At 69.2% G+C, this 14,776-nt stretch carries 8 protein-coding genes and 1 pseudogene; 8 read left to right on the plus strand and 1 reads right to left on the minus strand.

Features of this window, described 5'->3' with window-relative positions; translation table 11 throughout:
- Positions 1–79 precede the first annotated feature (79 nt).
- The 8 genes and pseudogenes from AC068D_RS18650 to AC068D_RS18685 all read left to right on the plus strand — a co-directional run.
- Positions 80–315, plus strand: a pseudogene (locus AC068D_RS18650) (transposase); the annotation flags it as partial.
- Between the two features lie 113 nt (positions 316–428).
- Positions 429–1,919 (plus strand): hypothetical protein, encoded by a 1,491-nt coding sequence (locus AC068D_RS18655; RefSeq protein ID WP_478824100.1) that lies wholly within the window; start codon positions 429–431, stop codon positions 1,917–1,919.
- A 986-nt stretch (positions 1,920–2,905) separates the two neighbouring features.
- Positions 2,906–4,249 (plus strand): beta-ketoacyl synthase N-terminal-like domain-containing protein, encoded by a 1,344-nt coding sequence (locus AC068D_RS18660; protein ID WP_478824101.1) that lies wholly within the window; start codon positions 2,906–2,908, stop codon positions 4,247–4,249.
- An 84-nt stretch (positions 4,250–4,333) separates the two neighbouring features.
- The gene (locus tag AC068D_RS18665; protein ID WP_478824102.1) at positions 4,334–10,669 is read left to right on the plus strand and encodes an SDR family NAD(P)-dependent oxidoreductase; all 6,336 of its coding nucleotides are present in this window, start codon (positions 4,334–4,336) and stop codon (positions 10,667–10,669) included.
- Between the two features lie 90 nt (positions 10,670–10,759).
- Complete coding sequence (locus tag AC068D_RS18670) at positions 10,760–10,969, plus strand: DUF5988 family protein (RefSeq protein WP_478824103.1); 210 nt, start codon at positions 10,760–10,762, stop codon at positions 10,967–10,969.
- 682 nt (positions 10,970–11,651) lie between these two features.
- Positions 11,652–12,146 carry a hypothetical protein gene (locus tag AC068D_RS18675; RefSeq protein WP_478824104.1) on the plus strand — a complete coding sequence of 165 codons (495 nt, stop codon included), beginning with the start codon at positions 11,652–11,654 and terminating at the stop codon, positions 12,144–12,146.
- Positions 12,147–12,252: 106 nt separating this feature from the next.
- Positions 12,253–12,897, plus strand: a complete 645-nt coding sequence (locus tag AC068D_RS18680) for an HAD-IA family hydrolase (RefSeq protein WP_478824229.1) — start codon at positions 12,253–12,255, stop codon at positions 12,895–12,897.
- Positions 12,898–12,916: 19 nt separating this feature from the next.
- Positions 12,917–13,336: a transposase family protein gene (locus AC068D_RS18685; RefSeq protein WP_478824230.1), complete on the plus strand. Its 420-nt coding sequence runs from the start codon at positions 12,917–12,919 to the stop codon at positions 13,334–13,336.
- A 70-nt stretch (positions 13,337–13,406) separates the two neighbouring features.
- Here AC068D_RS18685 and AC068D_RS18690 read toward each other — a convergent pair whose 3' ends face one another.
- Positions 13,407–13,970, minus strand: coding sequence for a dihydrofolate reductase family protein (locus tag AC068D_RS18690; RefSeq protein ID WP_478824105.1), 564 nt, complete (start codon positions 13,968–13,970; stop codon positions 13,407–13,409).
- Between the last annotated feature and the right edge of the window lie 806 nt (positions 13,971–14,776).

Here is a 14,776-nt window from a genome sequence, read left to right on the forward strand (position 1 = left end):
CCGTGATCCCCCGCGGGCGCACGACGACAGCCACGGCGCTCCACCGGCTGCCGCTGGGAGGCACGCCAACGCCGCGTTCGATGTTGCCCGGTTGCGTCGCGTGCTGGCCTCTCTGCCGTTGCCGAGGGTTGCGGACGGTCGGATCGTGCCGGCCGCGGACGTGTTGCCGTGGTTGCGGCCGGGTGCCAGCACCTGCCCGGACCGTCCTTCTGCCGTACCTTCGGCCGCGGTGAGGGAAAGCACCACATGGTCCCGGGCTGGCCGTACTCGATCGTGGCCGCGCTGGAGACCGGCCGGACCTCCTGGACGGCGGTGCGCCGCCGTGCTTGGGCGCTGCACGATCGGGCCCGGTCTGTAACCGGGCGAGGCCGGTAAGGTCATGGCCGATGGCCCCAAGGAGGCCAGTTGATACACGGGGGTTATGACACATGCCTACGCCTGAGCAAATCTGGGCGGCCGCTGATCTGCCCGCGCGTCGGCTCGCCGGGGTGGCTCTGAATCCGTCCTCTCCGGAGGATGTCCTGCTGCGGCTGCTCGCCGACGGTCCGCTGGCAGTGCGAATGGTGCTGTGCCGGGACCGGATCCTGCCCGATGCTGTTGTCGAAGCCGTGCTCAAGCACCCCGACACCCACACCCGCAGCTTCTTCGCCCGCAACCCGCATGTCGATCCAGCACAACGGGCACAACTGGTGGACGACCCGGAATGGTTCGTCCGTGCCCACCTTGCCGAGGCTCCCCGGGTGCCTGCCGGTGGTGCGCCCAGACCGCTGCCCGACGAGGCTGTCGTGCGCATGATCAGCACGTATGATCGTGAGCTCCTCTGGACTCTCTACCCACAGATCTCCACCGGGCTACGTCGGTCCATGCCCACTCATCCGGTCGCGAAGGTCCGCTGCATGGGCGTCGGCATGTGGGATCTGCTGCCCGCCGACACGCAGGCCGCGCTGCTGGCAGATCCTGACGAGGACGTCCGGGAAAGCGCACAGAGGCACGCGCGATACCTGGATCCGGCGTGGGTGGAGCGCGAACTGCCTGACCGGTCGTGCCACTCACGCTGGGACATGCTGATGCACCGGGCCCTCAGCAGAACCGTCGTGGACAACGTCCTCACCGCTCCGGTCGCCGAGGGAGAGCGGGCGGCGATCGCCGGCAACCCCAGCCTGTACGCCGACGTGGTGGCCTTCCTGGCCGCCGATCCGGACCCAGCGGTGCGCGAGACGATCGCGCGCCGCCCGGACCTCGGACCTGCCGAGCGCCGCGCGCTCGCCGCGGACCCCGACCCGAAGGTGCGGCTGGCCCTGTCCGTGCACCCCGAGCTGAGCGAGGAGGAACGGGCCGGGATCGACTACAGGGTCCCCATGAACGACTGCTTCCCTGTGCAGTCCGAGCCCTACGTGCCCCGAGACCTCCAGGACGTCCGCCGAGACGCGAGTTCCGGCCACCCACTGCTGCGTCGGAAGGCGGCCAGGGACCAGTCGCTGCCGCCCGACCTCGTAGAGCGCCTGGCCGTCGACGACGATCTCGGCGTACGCGTACTGCTGGCCCAGAACCATCCGGACGCCCCGGCTTCACTGCTGCTGCGCAGCTTCCTGGAGTACAACGGCCACGAGCGTGCGCACCTCACCACCCGGCCGAACTTCCCCACCACCGGCCTGGCCGCCTTCGCCGACCACGGCGACCCCGAGGTCCGCGCCTTGGCCGGCCGTGACCCCCAGACCGCGCCGGCAACCGTGGAGCGGCTCACCCGGGACTCGGATCCTGCCGTGCGAGCCGCGCTGGCACGGCACCCAAATCTTCCGCAGCCCCGGCTGTCGGAACTCCTCGACGACGAGGAGCTGGCCCACGCGGCCGCGGCGAACCCGGCATTGGATTCCGAGGTGGTTCACCGGCTGGTGACAATGCAGGGACAGCGGGAGTGACCGTTGCGGCGGAGCCGGGGCGGTGGACGCCGACAGCAGCGCCCACCGGCAACCCGGATGGTCGCCCGCACCGTTTGCCGAGGCATCCCGCTGCCCCTGCCCGTACCGCCCGGATTGCTCGCCCTCGCGACCTGTGCGGTCAGAGACGGGACTTGTTCGCCGGTAGGGGGATGGACGGACAGCGGGCACCTCGACAACTGCAGCGGACCTCGGAACAGCCCCGAGCATGCCCTTTGATCACGCTGTCGCACCGGGAAACTCCAAGATCCCCGGCAGAGTCACGTCGGGGCTCGCAGAACCGCCCGTGCTCCTGGACAACGGCTGCCGCTCGCGCGACCCCCTGTCCGCTCTGACGGACGCGCGCAGGCGAAACGGCGAAAACTCGCCGGACGACGGCGCACGGTCCACCTCAATCCTCTGCTCCAGCCCGCGCCGGACGGCCCGAATGGGGGTGCTTCCAATCGCGGGTGGGGTCGGGACAGTGAGGCGGTCGTGGCTTCGAATGCGTTCGAAAAGACGACTTTGATGTCGTCTCGCGCGAGTGTCCCCGGTACTTGTGTTCGGATGAAGCCCCTGGAAACTCCGGCTTTCTCAGTCATGGAATCCGGACACGCGAGTAGCGAAATACGCCGGTGGAGTTCCGGCGCGCGTTCGTCGTTGGCAGTGCTTCGAGCGCCGGATCGTCGCCATTTCTGTAACTGCCTGTTACGCCCTACGGTTAGGAGCCCTACTGGACACAGTCGGAATCGGCTTTGTCAGTTCGACGGCGGCCGGAAGGCAGGCCGGTTTTCTCATCTCTCGCCGACAAGGCGTCAGTTGTTCCTGAGCAGGTATCGGCGCCCGCCGAGCCGCTCACCGAGGGGTCCGGCAATTTCGGGTTCCGGGCCGGTTCAGGTCCGGCAACGGTGTGTTGTGTCGCCATGCCGTGACATGCACGTCCCAAAAGGTCTGACAGGCATGCCGTAACGAGTGCGCGGAGGTGTGACATGAGCGGTCGAGCGGTGACAGCACGTGGAAGGGTGCGAGCGGGCGCGCGGGACGTTGTTGTGACGGGCATGGGGTTCTGTCTGCCGGGTGAGGGTCGACCCGCTTTCACGGCGGAGGAAGTCTGGGACATCGCTTCACACGGACGTTCATGCCTCTTACGTGACGGTGTCTATCACGGCCCTGTTCACCTCACCGATGCCATGTTCGAGGAGCGCATGCCCGGATTGCCGGGGGTTTTCGTCCGGCACTTCACCGCGGCGCACCGGTTCGGGCTGGTCTCACTGGCCGAGGCGTGCACGGATGCCGGCGTGGACCTGCACGCGGGAGACCTGGCTGCCGCGGCGATTCTGGCGGGGCGGGGCGGTGTGGACGCTCAAGTCGTCAGTTACCAGGCAGTCCTGCGGGCCGACCCTGACACGATCACCGCCCTGGAGGCGATGGATCTCTTCATCGGGGCCGAACTGGCCGTATCCCCCTCCGACGTTGCCCTCGTGCAGGGAGCGGTGACCCGCTCCACCGGCCCCTGCTTCACGGTGTCCTGCGGCTGTGCTTCGTCCGCGGTCCAGCTCGGGAACGCCCGCGGACTCATTGCCGACGGTGTGGTCGACATGGCGGTGGTCACCGGTGTCGACGTGTTCCACGTCGGTCTGGTGCGAAAGGCCCAACGTCTGCTGCGTGTTGCCCAGGAAGCGGACGCTTCCATCCGGTCGGCCGGAAAACCCGCGCTGCTGCCCTCGTTCGAGCGTCTTATGCGGCCCTATGACCGCCGCGCGGACTGCGTGAACTACGGCGAGGGTTCCGTCACGTTGATCCTGGAGAGCAGGGAGCGTGCATTTCGGCGTGGAGCTCACGTGTATGGCCGGATCCTTTCGCAGGCAACGACGCGCGACGGTCTTGCCAACCCGCTGGCGAGCGACGAGAGCGGAATGGGCTTGGTGGCCGCGGTCCGGGCGTGTCTGGGAGAGCGATGGTCCATCGACCAGATCCCCTACATTCACGGGGGAAGCGATGGCGACGCTGTTGTCACCGCGTTTGAGGTGAATGCGGTCCGGCAACTCTACGGCCCCTCCGCAGCCAGCCTGTTGATGACGTCTCAGGAGGGTTGTTTCGGCCACAACGGCGCCCCGGCGGGTTGCCTCGGGGTGGCGCTGACCCTCCTCATGATGGAACGCGGCGAGGTGTGCCCCACGACGAACTGTGAGCAGCCGGCCGAGGGTCTCGTATTCGATCCGGTTCCCGGTGTGCGCACGCGCGCTCTCGAATTCCATCACGCGTTGAACTTCACGTACCAGATAGGCGGCGTGAAGAGCGCGATCCTGCTGGGAAGCCCGGACGCCGATTGACGGCGAGAACCAAGCGGTGCAAGAGCATTCCACAACACGTATCGATCCCGGGCCCGGGCGGGCGACGGGAGGAGGAGGCTTCCGATGGTCCAGTCCGAACACTCTGCGTGCCAAGAGCACAGCCGTATCGCCGTTGTCGGTCTGGGGTGCCGGCTTCCCGGCGATGCCGATTCTCCTGCCGCACTGTGGCGGTTGATGGCCGACGGCCGGGATGTCGTGGGTGTTCCTCCCGCCGGTCGTGGCGGCCCCGCGTTGTCCGATCGTCACGACAGCTCCGGGCCCCGGAAGACGGCGCTCCGGCAGGGTGGCTATCTGTGGGACGTGTCGGGCTTCGACGCGGGCTTCTTCGGAGTGTCCGGTCGCGAGGCCGACGTGCTCGACCCGCAGCACCGGTTGCTTCTGGAGGTGGCCTGGGAGGCACTGGAACACGCGGGCCTGCCACCGGACGGATTGGCCGGGAGCGCGACGGGGATGTACCTGGGCATCAGCTACAACGATTTCTACGAGGGTCTCGCCGGTCAACCGGTGGAGCTGGAGGGCTCGCTCCTGACGAACGGCCACTGTGTCGCCGCGGGCCGGATCTCCTACCTCCTGGGACTGCACGGTCCCTGCGTGGCCTTGGACACGGCGTGCTCCTCATCGCTTGTGGCCGTTCACCTGGCAGGCCGCGCGCTGGCAGCGGGGGAGTGCGATCTCGCTCTGGCCGGAGGTGTCACGCTCATCCTCGGATCGAGGACCATGAGGTCCTTCGCGCGCATGGGCATGCTGTCCCCGACCGGGCGCTGCCACACGTTCGACGCCGCCGCGGACGGCTTCGTGCGCGGTGAGGGGTGCGGAGTCGTCGTGCTCAAACGCCTTGCGGACGCCCAGCGGGACGGCGACCGTGTGCTGGCCGTGATACGCGGCTCGGCCGTGAACCAGGACGGCCGTTCCGACGGGCTCGCCGCCCCGTCTGCGGCCGCCCAACAGGACCTGTATCGCGAGGCATTGGACCGCGCCGGGGCCGATCCGAAGGACGTGGGTCTGATCGAGACGCACGGTACGGGCACACCGCTCGGCGACCCGATCGAGTTCTCGAGCCTGGCCAAGGTCTACGGCACAGGCCGGGACCGGTGCGCGCTCGCATCGATCAAGACCAATCTGGGGCACCTCGAACCGGCGTCCGGAATCAGCGGGCTGATCAAAGCGGTGCTGTGCCTTCAGCACGGACTGGTCCCGCCCAACCTGCACTTCACGCAGTGGAACCCCGCCATCGCGCCGGAAGGAACGCGCTTCTTCGTTCCCACGGAGATGAGCGAGTGGCCCACCCGTTCGGGCCCCCGGCTTGCGGCCGTCTCGTCCTTCGGCTACTCCGGCACCAACGCCCATGTGATCCTCGAGCAAGCGCCCGCCGCTGCCGGCGACCTGCCCATCGCACGCCCGCTCGGACGCCCCGAGCCCGAGGTCCTTCTCATACCCGCCGGATCCGTCGGGACGCTCCCGCTCGCTGCGCAACGTCTCGCCGACTGGCTCGAGGAAGAAGGCTCGAGCGTGCCGCTGCGCGATGTTGCCCACACCCTCGCCCTGAGGCGCTCGCCGGGCCGAGGGCGCCTGGGCGCGGTGGCCGCCTCCCGCCATGAACTCGTCGGTGCCCTCAGGTCCTTCGCAACCGGACTGACTCACCCCGGCCTGGTCACCGGCACGGTCGCCACCGGAGTCACCCGGCTTCCGGTGTGGGTGTTCTCGGGACAGGGTTCGCAGTGGCCGGGCATGGGACGCACACTGCTCGACCACGAACCGGCCTTCGCCACGGTGATGACCGAAGTTGACGCGCTCATCAGCGACGAGGCGGGCTTTTCCGTACTCGACATGGTGTACACCCGCGTCCCGGTGACCGAATGCTCGCGGGTGCAACCCCTGCTGTTCGCGCTGCAGGTCTCGCTCGCCGCTCTTTGGCGGGCGCACGGGATCGAGCCGGCCGCGGTCGTGGGCCACTCCATGGGAGAAGTAGCGGCCGCCGTCGTGGCCGGGGCGCTGAGTCTCGCCGACGGCGTCCGGGTCATCTGCCGTCGATCCTCGCTGCTGACCCGGATCGCGGGAGCCGGCGCCATGGCGACCGTGAACCTGGACCGGGCCGCGGTGGAAGCGGACATCGAAACCGCCCGGGCAGCCGGAGCGGTCTCGGTCGCGGTCCTTGCCGCGCCCGGTTCCACCGTCGTCGCCGGTGAGAGGCGAGAGGTCGAGCGGCTGGTCGCCGCCTGGGATTCGCGTGCCGTCCCCGCGCATCTGATCGCCGTGGACGTCGCCTCGCACTCTCCACAGGTCGACCCCCTGCTCGCCGACCTCCGCACCGCACTGGAGTGCCTGACACCCCAACAGCCACGAGTCCCCTTCTACTCGACGGTTCTGGACGACCCACGTCGCGTTCCCGACTTCGATGCCGTCTACTGGTGCGCCAATCTGCGCCGCCCCGTGCGGCTCGCCTCGGCAATCGCTGCCGCTGCCGCGGACCGGCACACCGTCTACGTCGAAGTCTCCCCCCACCCGGTCATCACCCGCTCCGTCGCCGACAGCCTGCCCCGTCTCGTCGACAACCCGGTCGTCCTGCCCACTCTGCGCCGGGACGAGGATGAACTCGCCACCTTCCGCACGCAGCTGGCCGCTCTGCACTGCGCGGGCGTCAAGGTCGACTGGTCGAAGCTCTACGCGGACGGGGAGCTCGCCGACGTACCCACCCTCGCCTTCGACCGGCAACGTCACTGGGCGGACACCACCCCATTACCCGACGTTCCCGTGGGAACGGCCCGCGCCCTGCCCGGCACGCACGCCGAGGTTCCCGGTGCCCAGGTCCGCCACCACTGGCGAGCGGACGTGGGAACCGCCGCGGTGCCGTGGCTGGCCGACCACCGGGTCCACAACGACCCGGTGTTTCCCGGCGCCGGGTACTGCGCGGTCGCCCTGACCGCGGCCTGCGAGGTGTTCGGCGCACCTTCGAAGGAGATCGAGGTCACCGGCATCCGGTTCCTGGAGCTGATGCACCTGTCCGAGCACACCGAGATGGTCACCATCGCGACCGTGACCGGCCCCGATCACGCCGAGTGCGAGATCTTCGCACGAGGCGATGACGGAAACTGGGTACGGCACGCGACCGCCGAACTGCGCCACATCCCCGACGCACCGGCACTGCCCCCTGCGGCGACACTGACCGCGCTGCCGGCACAGCACCCCATCGCTCTCGACCCGGCCTCCCTCTACGCGAGCATGCGATCCCGCGGGATCGAACACGGCCCCGCCTTCACCGGCCTGACGAAGTTGCGCATCTCACGCGACGGCGAGAGCACCTGGAGCCGGGTCGAGCTGTCGGCCGCCGCCACGTCCGCACCGCACGACCTGCGCATCCACCCCGTCCTCGTCGACGCGTGCGCACAAGCGCTCGTGGCAGGACTGGTCCGGGAGAGGGGACACGGTCTGATCCTTCCGGTCGGTGCCAGGAGGGTACGCATCCTCGGCGACCCCACGGCGGCCGTGTACTGTCACGCCCGCATCGTGCAGGAGACGGCCGACGCCATCACCGGGGACGTCCGCCTGCTGGACGAGACAGGCCAAGTCCTCCTCGGTGTCGAGGGCCTGCAGCTGGTACGCCACGGAGCTCCGGGCGCCGACGACGTGGACGGCTGGTTCCTCGAGCCACGCTGGCTGCCCGCCCCGCACCCGGTGCGGAACGCAACGACCCCGGGGGGAAGCTGGCTCCTCGTCGGTGAGGCGGACGGCTCCGCCCAGGCGCTGGCCGGACTGCTGCAAGCGGCCGGGGCGGCCACCGAGGTCGTCGAAAGCGCGATGGGCGACCGCCCGCTCGGACTGCTCAAGGACCCACTCCTCGAACGGTGGTCCGCCCTCCCCGCGCCTCCGGAGAATGTGGTGCTGCTCTGTGCGCCGCCCGAGCAGGCCGTGGATCCGACAGCGGATGCACTGCGACGCACCCGACGGCTGATCGACACCGCCCAAGCGGCTGCCGCCTGCCCGCAGCCCCCTCGCCTTTTCGTGGTCACCCGGGGTGCCCAGACCATCCATCCCGCAGAGACAGCCGACCCTGCCCAGAGCGCCCTGCGCGGAGTGCTACGCGTACTCGCCTACGAGCACCCGGAGCTCCGACCGACACACCTGGACGCCGACCCGGCCGACCCCGCACTGCACGATGTGGCGGCCGAACTGCTGCACAACGCAACCGAGGACGAGGTCGCCCTGCGCGACGGCGCCCGCTACCTCGCCCGACTTGACCACGCGCCACTCACCGAGACCGAACGCGCCGCGGCCACCACCCGCACCGTGCGCTTCGGCACGGACCGCTTCCGGCTCCGGGTCGGCCGTTTCGGCGATCTGAACGCGCTGGAACTCGCGCTGACCGACAAGCCCGCACCAGGCCCCGGAGAGGTCGAACTCAAAGTCCACGCAGCGGCAGTGAACTTCCGGGACGTGCTCACAGCCATGGGCCTCCTGTCCACCGACGAGGACGCGAGGCACCGCATCGGCTTCGAGTGCACAGGGACGGTGACCGCGGTGGGTCCGGACGTCGACACCGTCCGCGTCGGAGACTCCGCGCTCGCCATCGACCTGCACGGCGGTGCCTTCGGTTCCTTCGTCACTGTGCCCGTGCACGCCATTGCTCCCGTACCGGCCCGTGTCGCCCTCACCGAAGCAGCCGGACTGCCCGCTGCATACATCACTGCCTGGTACGCCCTGCACCACGTCGCCCGCCTCACCGCCGGTGAACGGGTCCTGATCCACTCCGCCACCGGCGGGACCGGCCTCGCCGCCGTCAGCGTCGCCCGGCTGCTGGGTGCCGAGGTGCTGGCCACAGCCGGCAGCGCGGAGAAACGAGGCTATCTGCGCGGCATGGGCATCGAGCACGTCATGGACTCCCGGTCCCTGCACTTCACCGATCAGACCCGCGCCGCCACCGCGGGCGAGGGCGTGGACGTCGTCCTCAACTCCCTCTCCGGCCCGGCGATCCGCGCCGGCCTCGAAACCCTGCGCCCCTTCGGCCGTTTCGTCGAACTCGGGGTCCGGGACATTCTCTCCGACACCCCCGTCGGGCTGTCACCGCTGCGGCACAACATCACCCTCACCACCGTCGACCTCATCGAGCTCCAGCACAAGCGTCCCGAGGTGTTCACCGCCGTGTTCCGTGAGGTGCTCGGCGAGATCGCCTCAGGACGGCTGCGGCCGCTGCCCTACCGAAGCGTCCCACTGGCTCAGGCGACGGAGGCACTACGCTCCATGGCCGCTGCGAGCCACATCGGCAAACTGATCCTCACCGTCCCCGACCGCGGCGACACCACCGCCGTGCTCCCTGAGGAGCCTTCGGCTGTTCACCCGGACGGCGCCTACATCGTCACCGGCGGCCTGCGTGGTGTCGGACTCGCAACAGCCTGCTGGCTCGCCCGACAGGGTGCCCGCCACGTCGTCCTCAACGGCCGCACGCCCCCCTCGCAGTCCACCGAGCAGACCCTTGAGGAGCTGCGCGCCCGCGGGACCGGCATCACCGTCATTCTCGGCGACATCGCCGAACCAGGTACCGCCGAGCGCCTCGTGACCGCCGCCACCGCGAACGGCACGCTCCTGCGGGGCCTCGTGCATGCCGCCATGGTCCTGGACGACGCGGCAATCGCCAACATCACCGACGAGCAGCTCCTGCGCGTCTGGCGGCCCAAGGCGACGGGGGCCTGGAGGCTGCATGAAGCTGCCGCCGGTCACACCCTCGACTGGTTCGCCGTGTTCTCATCCATGGCTTCCCTGCTGGGCAACCCCGGCCAGGGCGCCTACGCCGCCGCCAACTCCTGGCTCGACGGGTTCGCCAACTGGCGTACGAGCCAGGGCATGCACACTCTCGCAGTCAACTGGGGCGCATGGGGGGAGACAGGAGCCGCCGTCGACTTCGCCGAACGCGGCTACCGGACCATTCCCACGAAGAAGGGACTCCAAGCGCTGAACGCACTGCTCATCCACCGGCGCATACGCACCGGCGTCATCCCCGGGGAACCCGGCACCTGGATCCTCCCCGCGGTGCGGCGATCGTCGCTGTTCAGCCTCCTCGCCGACAGCAGGCCCGAAGACACCGGTCACAACACCGGCGCCGGCATCCTGTCGGAGCTGAACTCGCTCCCGGAAGGTTTGGCCCGGCGTACCGCCCTCGAGTCCCACATCGCCGGCCACATCCGCGCGGTACTCCGGCTGGGCAACACCACCCTCGACCCCCAGACCCCGTTGAAGTCACTGGGGTTCGACTCCCTGCTGTCCCTGGAACTGCGAACCCGGCTGGAAACAGCGCTCGGCATCAAGATCGCCGCCAACTTCGTCTACCAGCACCCGACGCTGGCAGCCCTCGCCACAGGTCTCGCCGACCACATGGGAGTCACACTCGAGGACCGATCCGGATCATGAGCCCCGGCGAGCCGTGCAAGGCTCGCCCGCCGGCTCGTCCTTCGACGCCGCTCCACTCCGTCTCGTCCCAGGCTGCTGGAGGCACGAGCCATGGATCCATCGAACGTAGTGCTCCTTCGAGGAGGTCCCGACGACCTTCCCCAAGTCTGGGCGGCGCCGCCCGGCGGATGCGGAGAGCCGGTCAAGATACTGCGCCACAACGCCTATGAGCACTTCGAGTTCACAGGCGAGTACCGCACCCTGCACGGCGAATCACTGCCGGTCTACCGCTGGACCTACCGCACCTATATCGCCGAGTGACGCGGATCCACCGGCTCGCCGTCGGGTTCTGTCGCGCTTGGCACGCATGAAGGTGAGCGTGAGATCACGCCCTCGACCTCGTCGCCTCCAATCGTCGAACCAGTGCTCCTCATCGGCCCCCTGGAGGCGAGCGAGGAAGCCGGTAGTGACGTTCACCTCGAGCCGACCGCACGGCTGTGGTTGATTGCGGCATCGGGCAGCGGATGCAGGCTGCTCTGCACCAAGGGCCCTGACGAGCCGGCGTCCTGTCAGGGCGCAGCACTCGCCATGTGCTGGGGGAGCGGCAGTACCCGCCGAGTCGGTCGAGGATCTCATCGGGGCTCTTGCGCCAGAGGTAAAGGGTCGGGGTTTCGTTCCCATGGCGAGAAGAGTCGGGATGCCCCAGGGCCGACCGCAGGAAGCGCCGTACCCATGGGTACGGCCCGCACACTCGCGCAGGTGCACCGACACTTCGGTGAGGCCGACGCCGCCGAACCACGCCGCCGAAACAACGCCACTGTACGAGTGCGTCGCCGTCGCCCTGTACGAGTCCGACGAGGCCCTGTGCGCCACCGGGACGGCGCCGGCGTGCAAGCGGCACCGCATGGTGATCCTCGCCGCGCTGCAATCGACCCGCAGAGGCGGGCAGGCAACGGTGCACCCGCCCCCTGCGTGCTCGCGCCTCCCTGGCAGACTGCGCCCCATGGTCTCGCCCGAACCCCAACGCACCTACCGCCTGGTCCTCACGGGGATGGTCATCTGCACGGCCGCGATCGGCGCGGCCATCGGTGCTGCCCTCGACGGGCCGGCGCTCGGCCTCATCGGCGCCGGGACGATGGGCAGTGGCGCAGCGATCGGCACCGTGTTGGTCCGGCGACACACCATGGCCAACATCGTCAGGGCTCGCGCCCAAGCCTCCGCGCTCGGCTACGCCGAAGGCGTCGCCCACATGGCACTGGTGAAGATCGCCACGTACGAGGCGGCCGCTTTCCCCCTCGCAGGAGACGGCGCAGTCACCGCGGAAGAGCGCAGCGCCCGCCGCGCCACGGCCTACCAGGTCGCCGCGACCGAGGAACTGCCCCACTCCGTACGAGAAGCCGCAGCAGCCGCGCTCGCCGTCCTCGACTCGGGCAACCGCGCCGACGCCGACGAAGCGATGCAGAACCTCATGACGGCGGTCCACGCGCTGCGCCGCTGATCGCCGGGCACGCCGTCCCGCCCCGGGCTGTGCACCCCGGTCCCCGTCCGGCCGGAGACCGGGGCGACGCTGCCGGGGTCAGCCGCCGAACGATCGCCAAGGAGTGATGGACATGCCTCTTCTCCCGTACGACGCCGTGCTCTGTGATATCGACGGAGTACTCCGGCACTGGCCCGCTGCCGACACGCTTGAACAAGCCCACGGGTTGCCCGTCGGGGCCCTTGCGGCCTCGGCTTTTGCACCGGCCCGCCTGCACCCCGCCATCACGGGCGAGATCACCGACGAGCAATGGCGGTCGGCGGTCGCGGCCGACCTCGCCGACCGCTACGGATCGAAAGACCGGGCCCGCGCTGCAGTCTCGGCCTGGTCGCAACTCGTACCGGCAGTCGACCAAGAGGTTGTCGCGCTGCTCAGACGGGTACGCAAAATTGCGTCCGTCGCGCTCCTGTCCAATGCGACCACCCGGCTGGAGCAGGACCTTGCCCGACAAGGACTTGCCGACCTGGCCGACACTGTCGTGAACACAGCCCGCATCGGCGTCGCAAAACCCGATCCGCGGGTCTACCACATCGCTGCAGAACACGTCGGAGCCGCGATCAACCGCTGCCTGTTCATCGACGACACCGAAGCCAACGTCGTGGCGGCCCACGAAGCCGGCATGACTGCACTCCACTACCGGCAGCTCGACGATCTGCGCCTCGCACTCTCGCCGCTCCTCAGCGGGCCGAACCCTCAGACTCAGGAGCTCTGAACGCGACAGCATTCGGAACCTGTGGTTCGGCAAGGAGCACACGGCATTCGGTGGCAACGTGCAGTCCAGTCCGCCCCGGACGGCACTCGTGTGGGTCTCCGACGTCGAGCCCGGTTCCGCCCCCGATATCACCGCCGCCTGCCGCCACGCGCTACCGGCGCTGTACAACGCAGCCGCCGAGGGCATGCCGACTTTGGCGGACAGGGGCTGTATCAGTGCGGGCATCGGTGTCCGGGTCCCCGTCCGCCGCCCCAAGGGCCAGTCCGAGCAGGCCCTGCACGCCGACACTCGCGCAACGAACGCTCTGATCGAAAACGTCCGCGCCCTGGGCGAACGCACTGCTGCCGAACTCAAACAACGCTGGCGCACCCTGCAACTTGTCACCCTCAGCCCAAGCCGAATCGGCGACATCACCGGCGCCGCCCTCGTCCTCAGCTGACACTGGAAGTGATCTTCACTGGGAAGACGTCACCGACTGGCCCGTTCTTAGGGCTCGGCGGACGAGCCGGCTAACGCGCCACGCGGTAGCGGAGGTAGACGAATCTCGAGCTGAAGGTGCGGGTCTCGACGAGTTCGAGATCCACCCGGCGCTCGCGTCGGGGAAAGAACGGAATGCCGCCGCCGACCAGCACCGGGTAGACCACGGCCCGGTACTCGTCGATCAGACCCAACGCGGCCGCCTCGGCGGCGAGAGTCGCGCCGCCGATCGCGATGTCGTCCTCCCTCGGCTCGGCTCGCAACCGCTCGATCTCCTCCGCCAGGCCGCCGGAGGCCAGGCGGGCATGGCCCTGCACCGCCGACAGCGAGGTGGAGAACACCACCTTTGGGAGCGGCTTCCAGAGCGCGGCCCACTCGAGCTCCGAGTCGTCGATCGATGGATCCTGGTCGGCGGTCTCCCAGTACAGCATCGTCTCGTACAGCCGTCGTCCCAACAGGTGGACGCCGACCTCTCGAATCTCGTCGATCCAGAAGCGAAAGACCTCCTGGTCGGGCGCCGTCCAGTCGAAGCCGCCGTCGGGCCCGACGATGTAGCCGTCAAGTGAGACGCTCATCGAATAGGTCACGCTGCGCATCAGAAGTCCTCCTCGGGAACGGATTCGACCATACGACCGCCGGACGCCGCAGGACTCATCGCGGCTCGCGGGATCCCCTGGGCCGCGTCACCTCACGAGATCATTTTGTTGAGAAGACCTCCGTGAGCCCCGCCAGGAGCGCAAAAGCTCCGCCGGGACCACCGGCACAACTGAAGGCTCGCTGTCCCTCCCGGAGAACGTCCACTACCTCATCCGCGCCGACAGGTGTCTCCCGGACCAAGTCCGCCACCGTCCCGCCGCCCACACCCGGGGGCGGGGAACAGGCCGCGAGACCAGCGAGCTGACCGAGCACCGCCGGCACCTCGTCTTCACCGTCCACCCCGAGTGCATCGCATGCGCAGGGACCTGATCACCTCCGACCCGCGCGATGCCGGCGGAGGCCCGATCCCGCCTCCTGCACCACCACGGCCGCGACCCCGTCGCGCTCACCGCGACATCCACCTCGGCCCGGCGCGAATCGGCTCCTGGCTCCACCGCCAGCTCACCACCTGGCGCACCGCCCATCCCCGCCGGCAGCTGCTCGCCCGCCTCGGCCCGACACCCGACACGAACCCCTGACCGAGGCCTGCCGCACCTTCGAGCAGACCGTCCAGCTTCTTGAACCTTCCTGCAGTGCGAAGGCGCGCGCCCACCGCACGGGGGGAGATCGCCGTCGATGGCGAGAGCGTCAGGATCGGTCCCTGGCGCGTCCCAGACCGGGACACGGACCGGACCTGGACCAACGCGGTCACGAAGGCCTGGGCGCGGCCCTTTTCGAGGGGGTCTGGGCGGACGGGACCACCGGT

The sequence above is a fragment of the Streptomyces sp. NPDC043861 genome (assembly GCF_056435905.1).

Coding starts and splice junctions, on each gene's coding strand:
- AC068D_RS18680 (WP_478824229.1), top strand. CDS start 12,253: ATGGACATGCCTCTTCTCCCGTACGACGCCGTGCTCTGTGATATCGAC.
- AC068D_RS18670 (WP_478824103.1), top strand. CDS start 10,760: ATGGATCCATCGAACGTAGTGCTCCTTCGAGGAGGTCCCGACGACCTT.
- AC068D_RS18655 (WP_478824100.1), top strand. CDS start 429: ATGCCTACGCCTGAGCAAATCTGGGCGGCCGCTGATCTGCCCGCGCGT.
- AC068D_RS18665 (WP_478824102.1), top strand. CDS start 4,334: ATGGTCCAGTCCGAACACTCTGCGTGCCAAGAGCACAGCCGTATCGCC.
- AC068D_RS18675 (WP_478824104.1), top strand. CDS start 11,652: ATGGTCTCGCCCGAACCCCAACGCACCTACCGCCTGGTCCTCACGGGG.
- AC068D_RS18690 (WP_478824105.1), bottom strand. CDS start 13,970: ATGCGCAGCGTGACCTATTCGATGAGCGTCTCACTTGACGGCTACATC.
- AC068D_RS18660 (WP_478824101.1), top strand. CDS start 2,906: ATGAGCGGTCGAGCGGTGACAGCACGTGGAAGGGTGCGAGCGGGCGCG.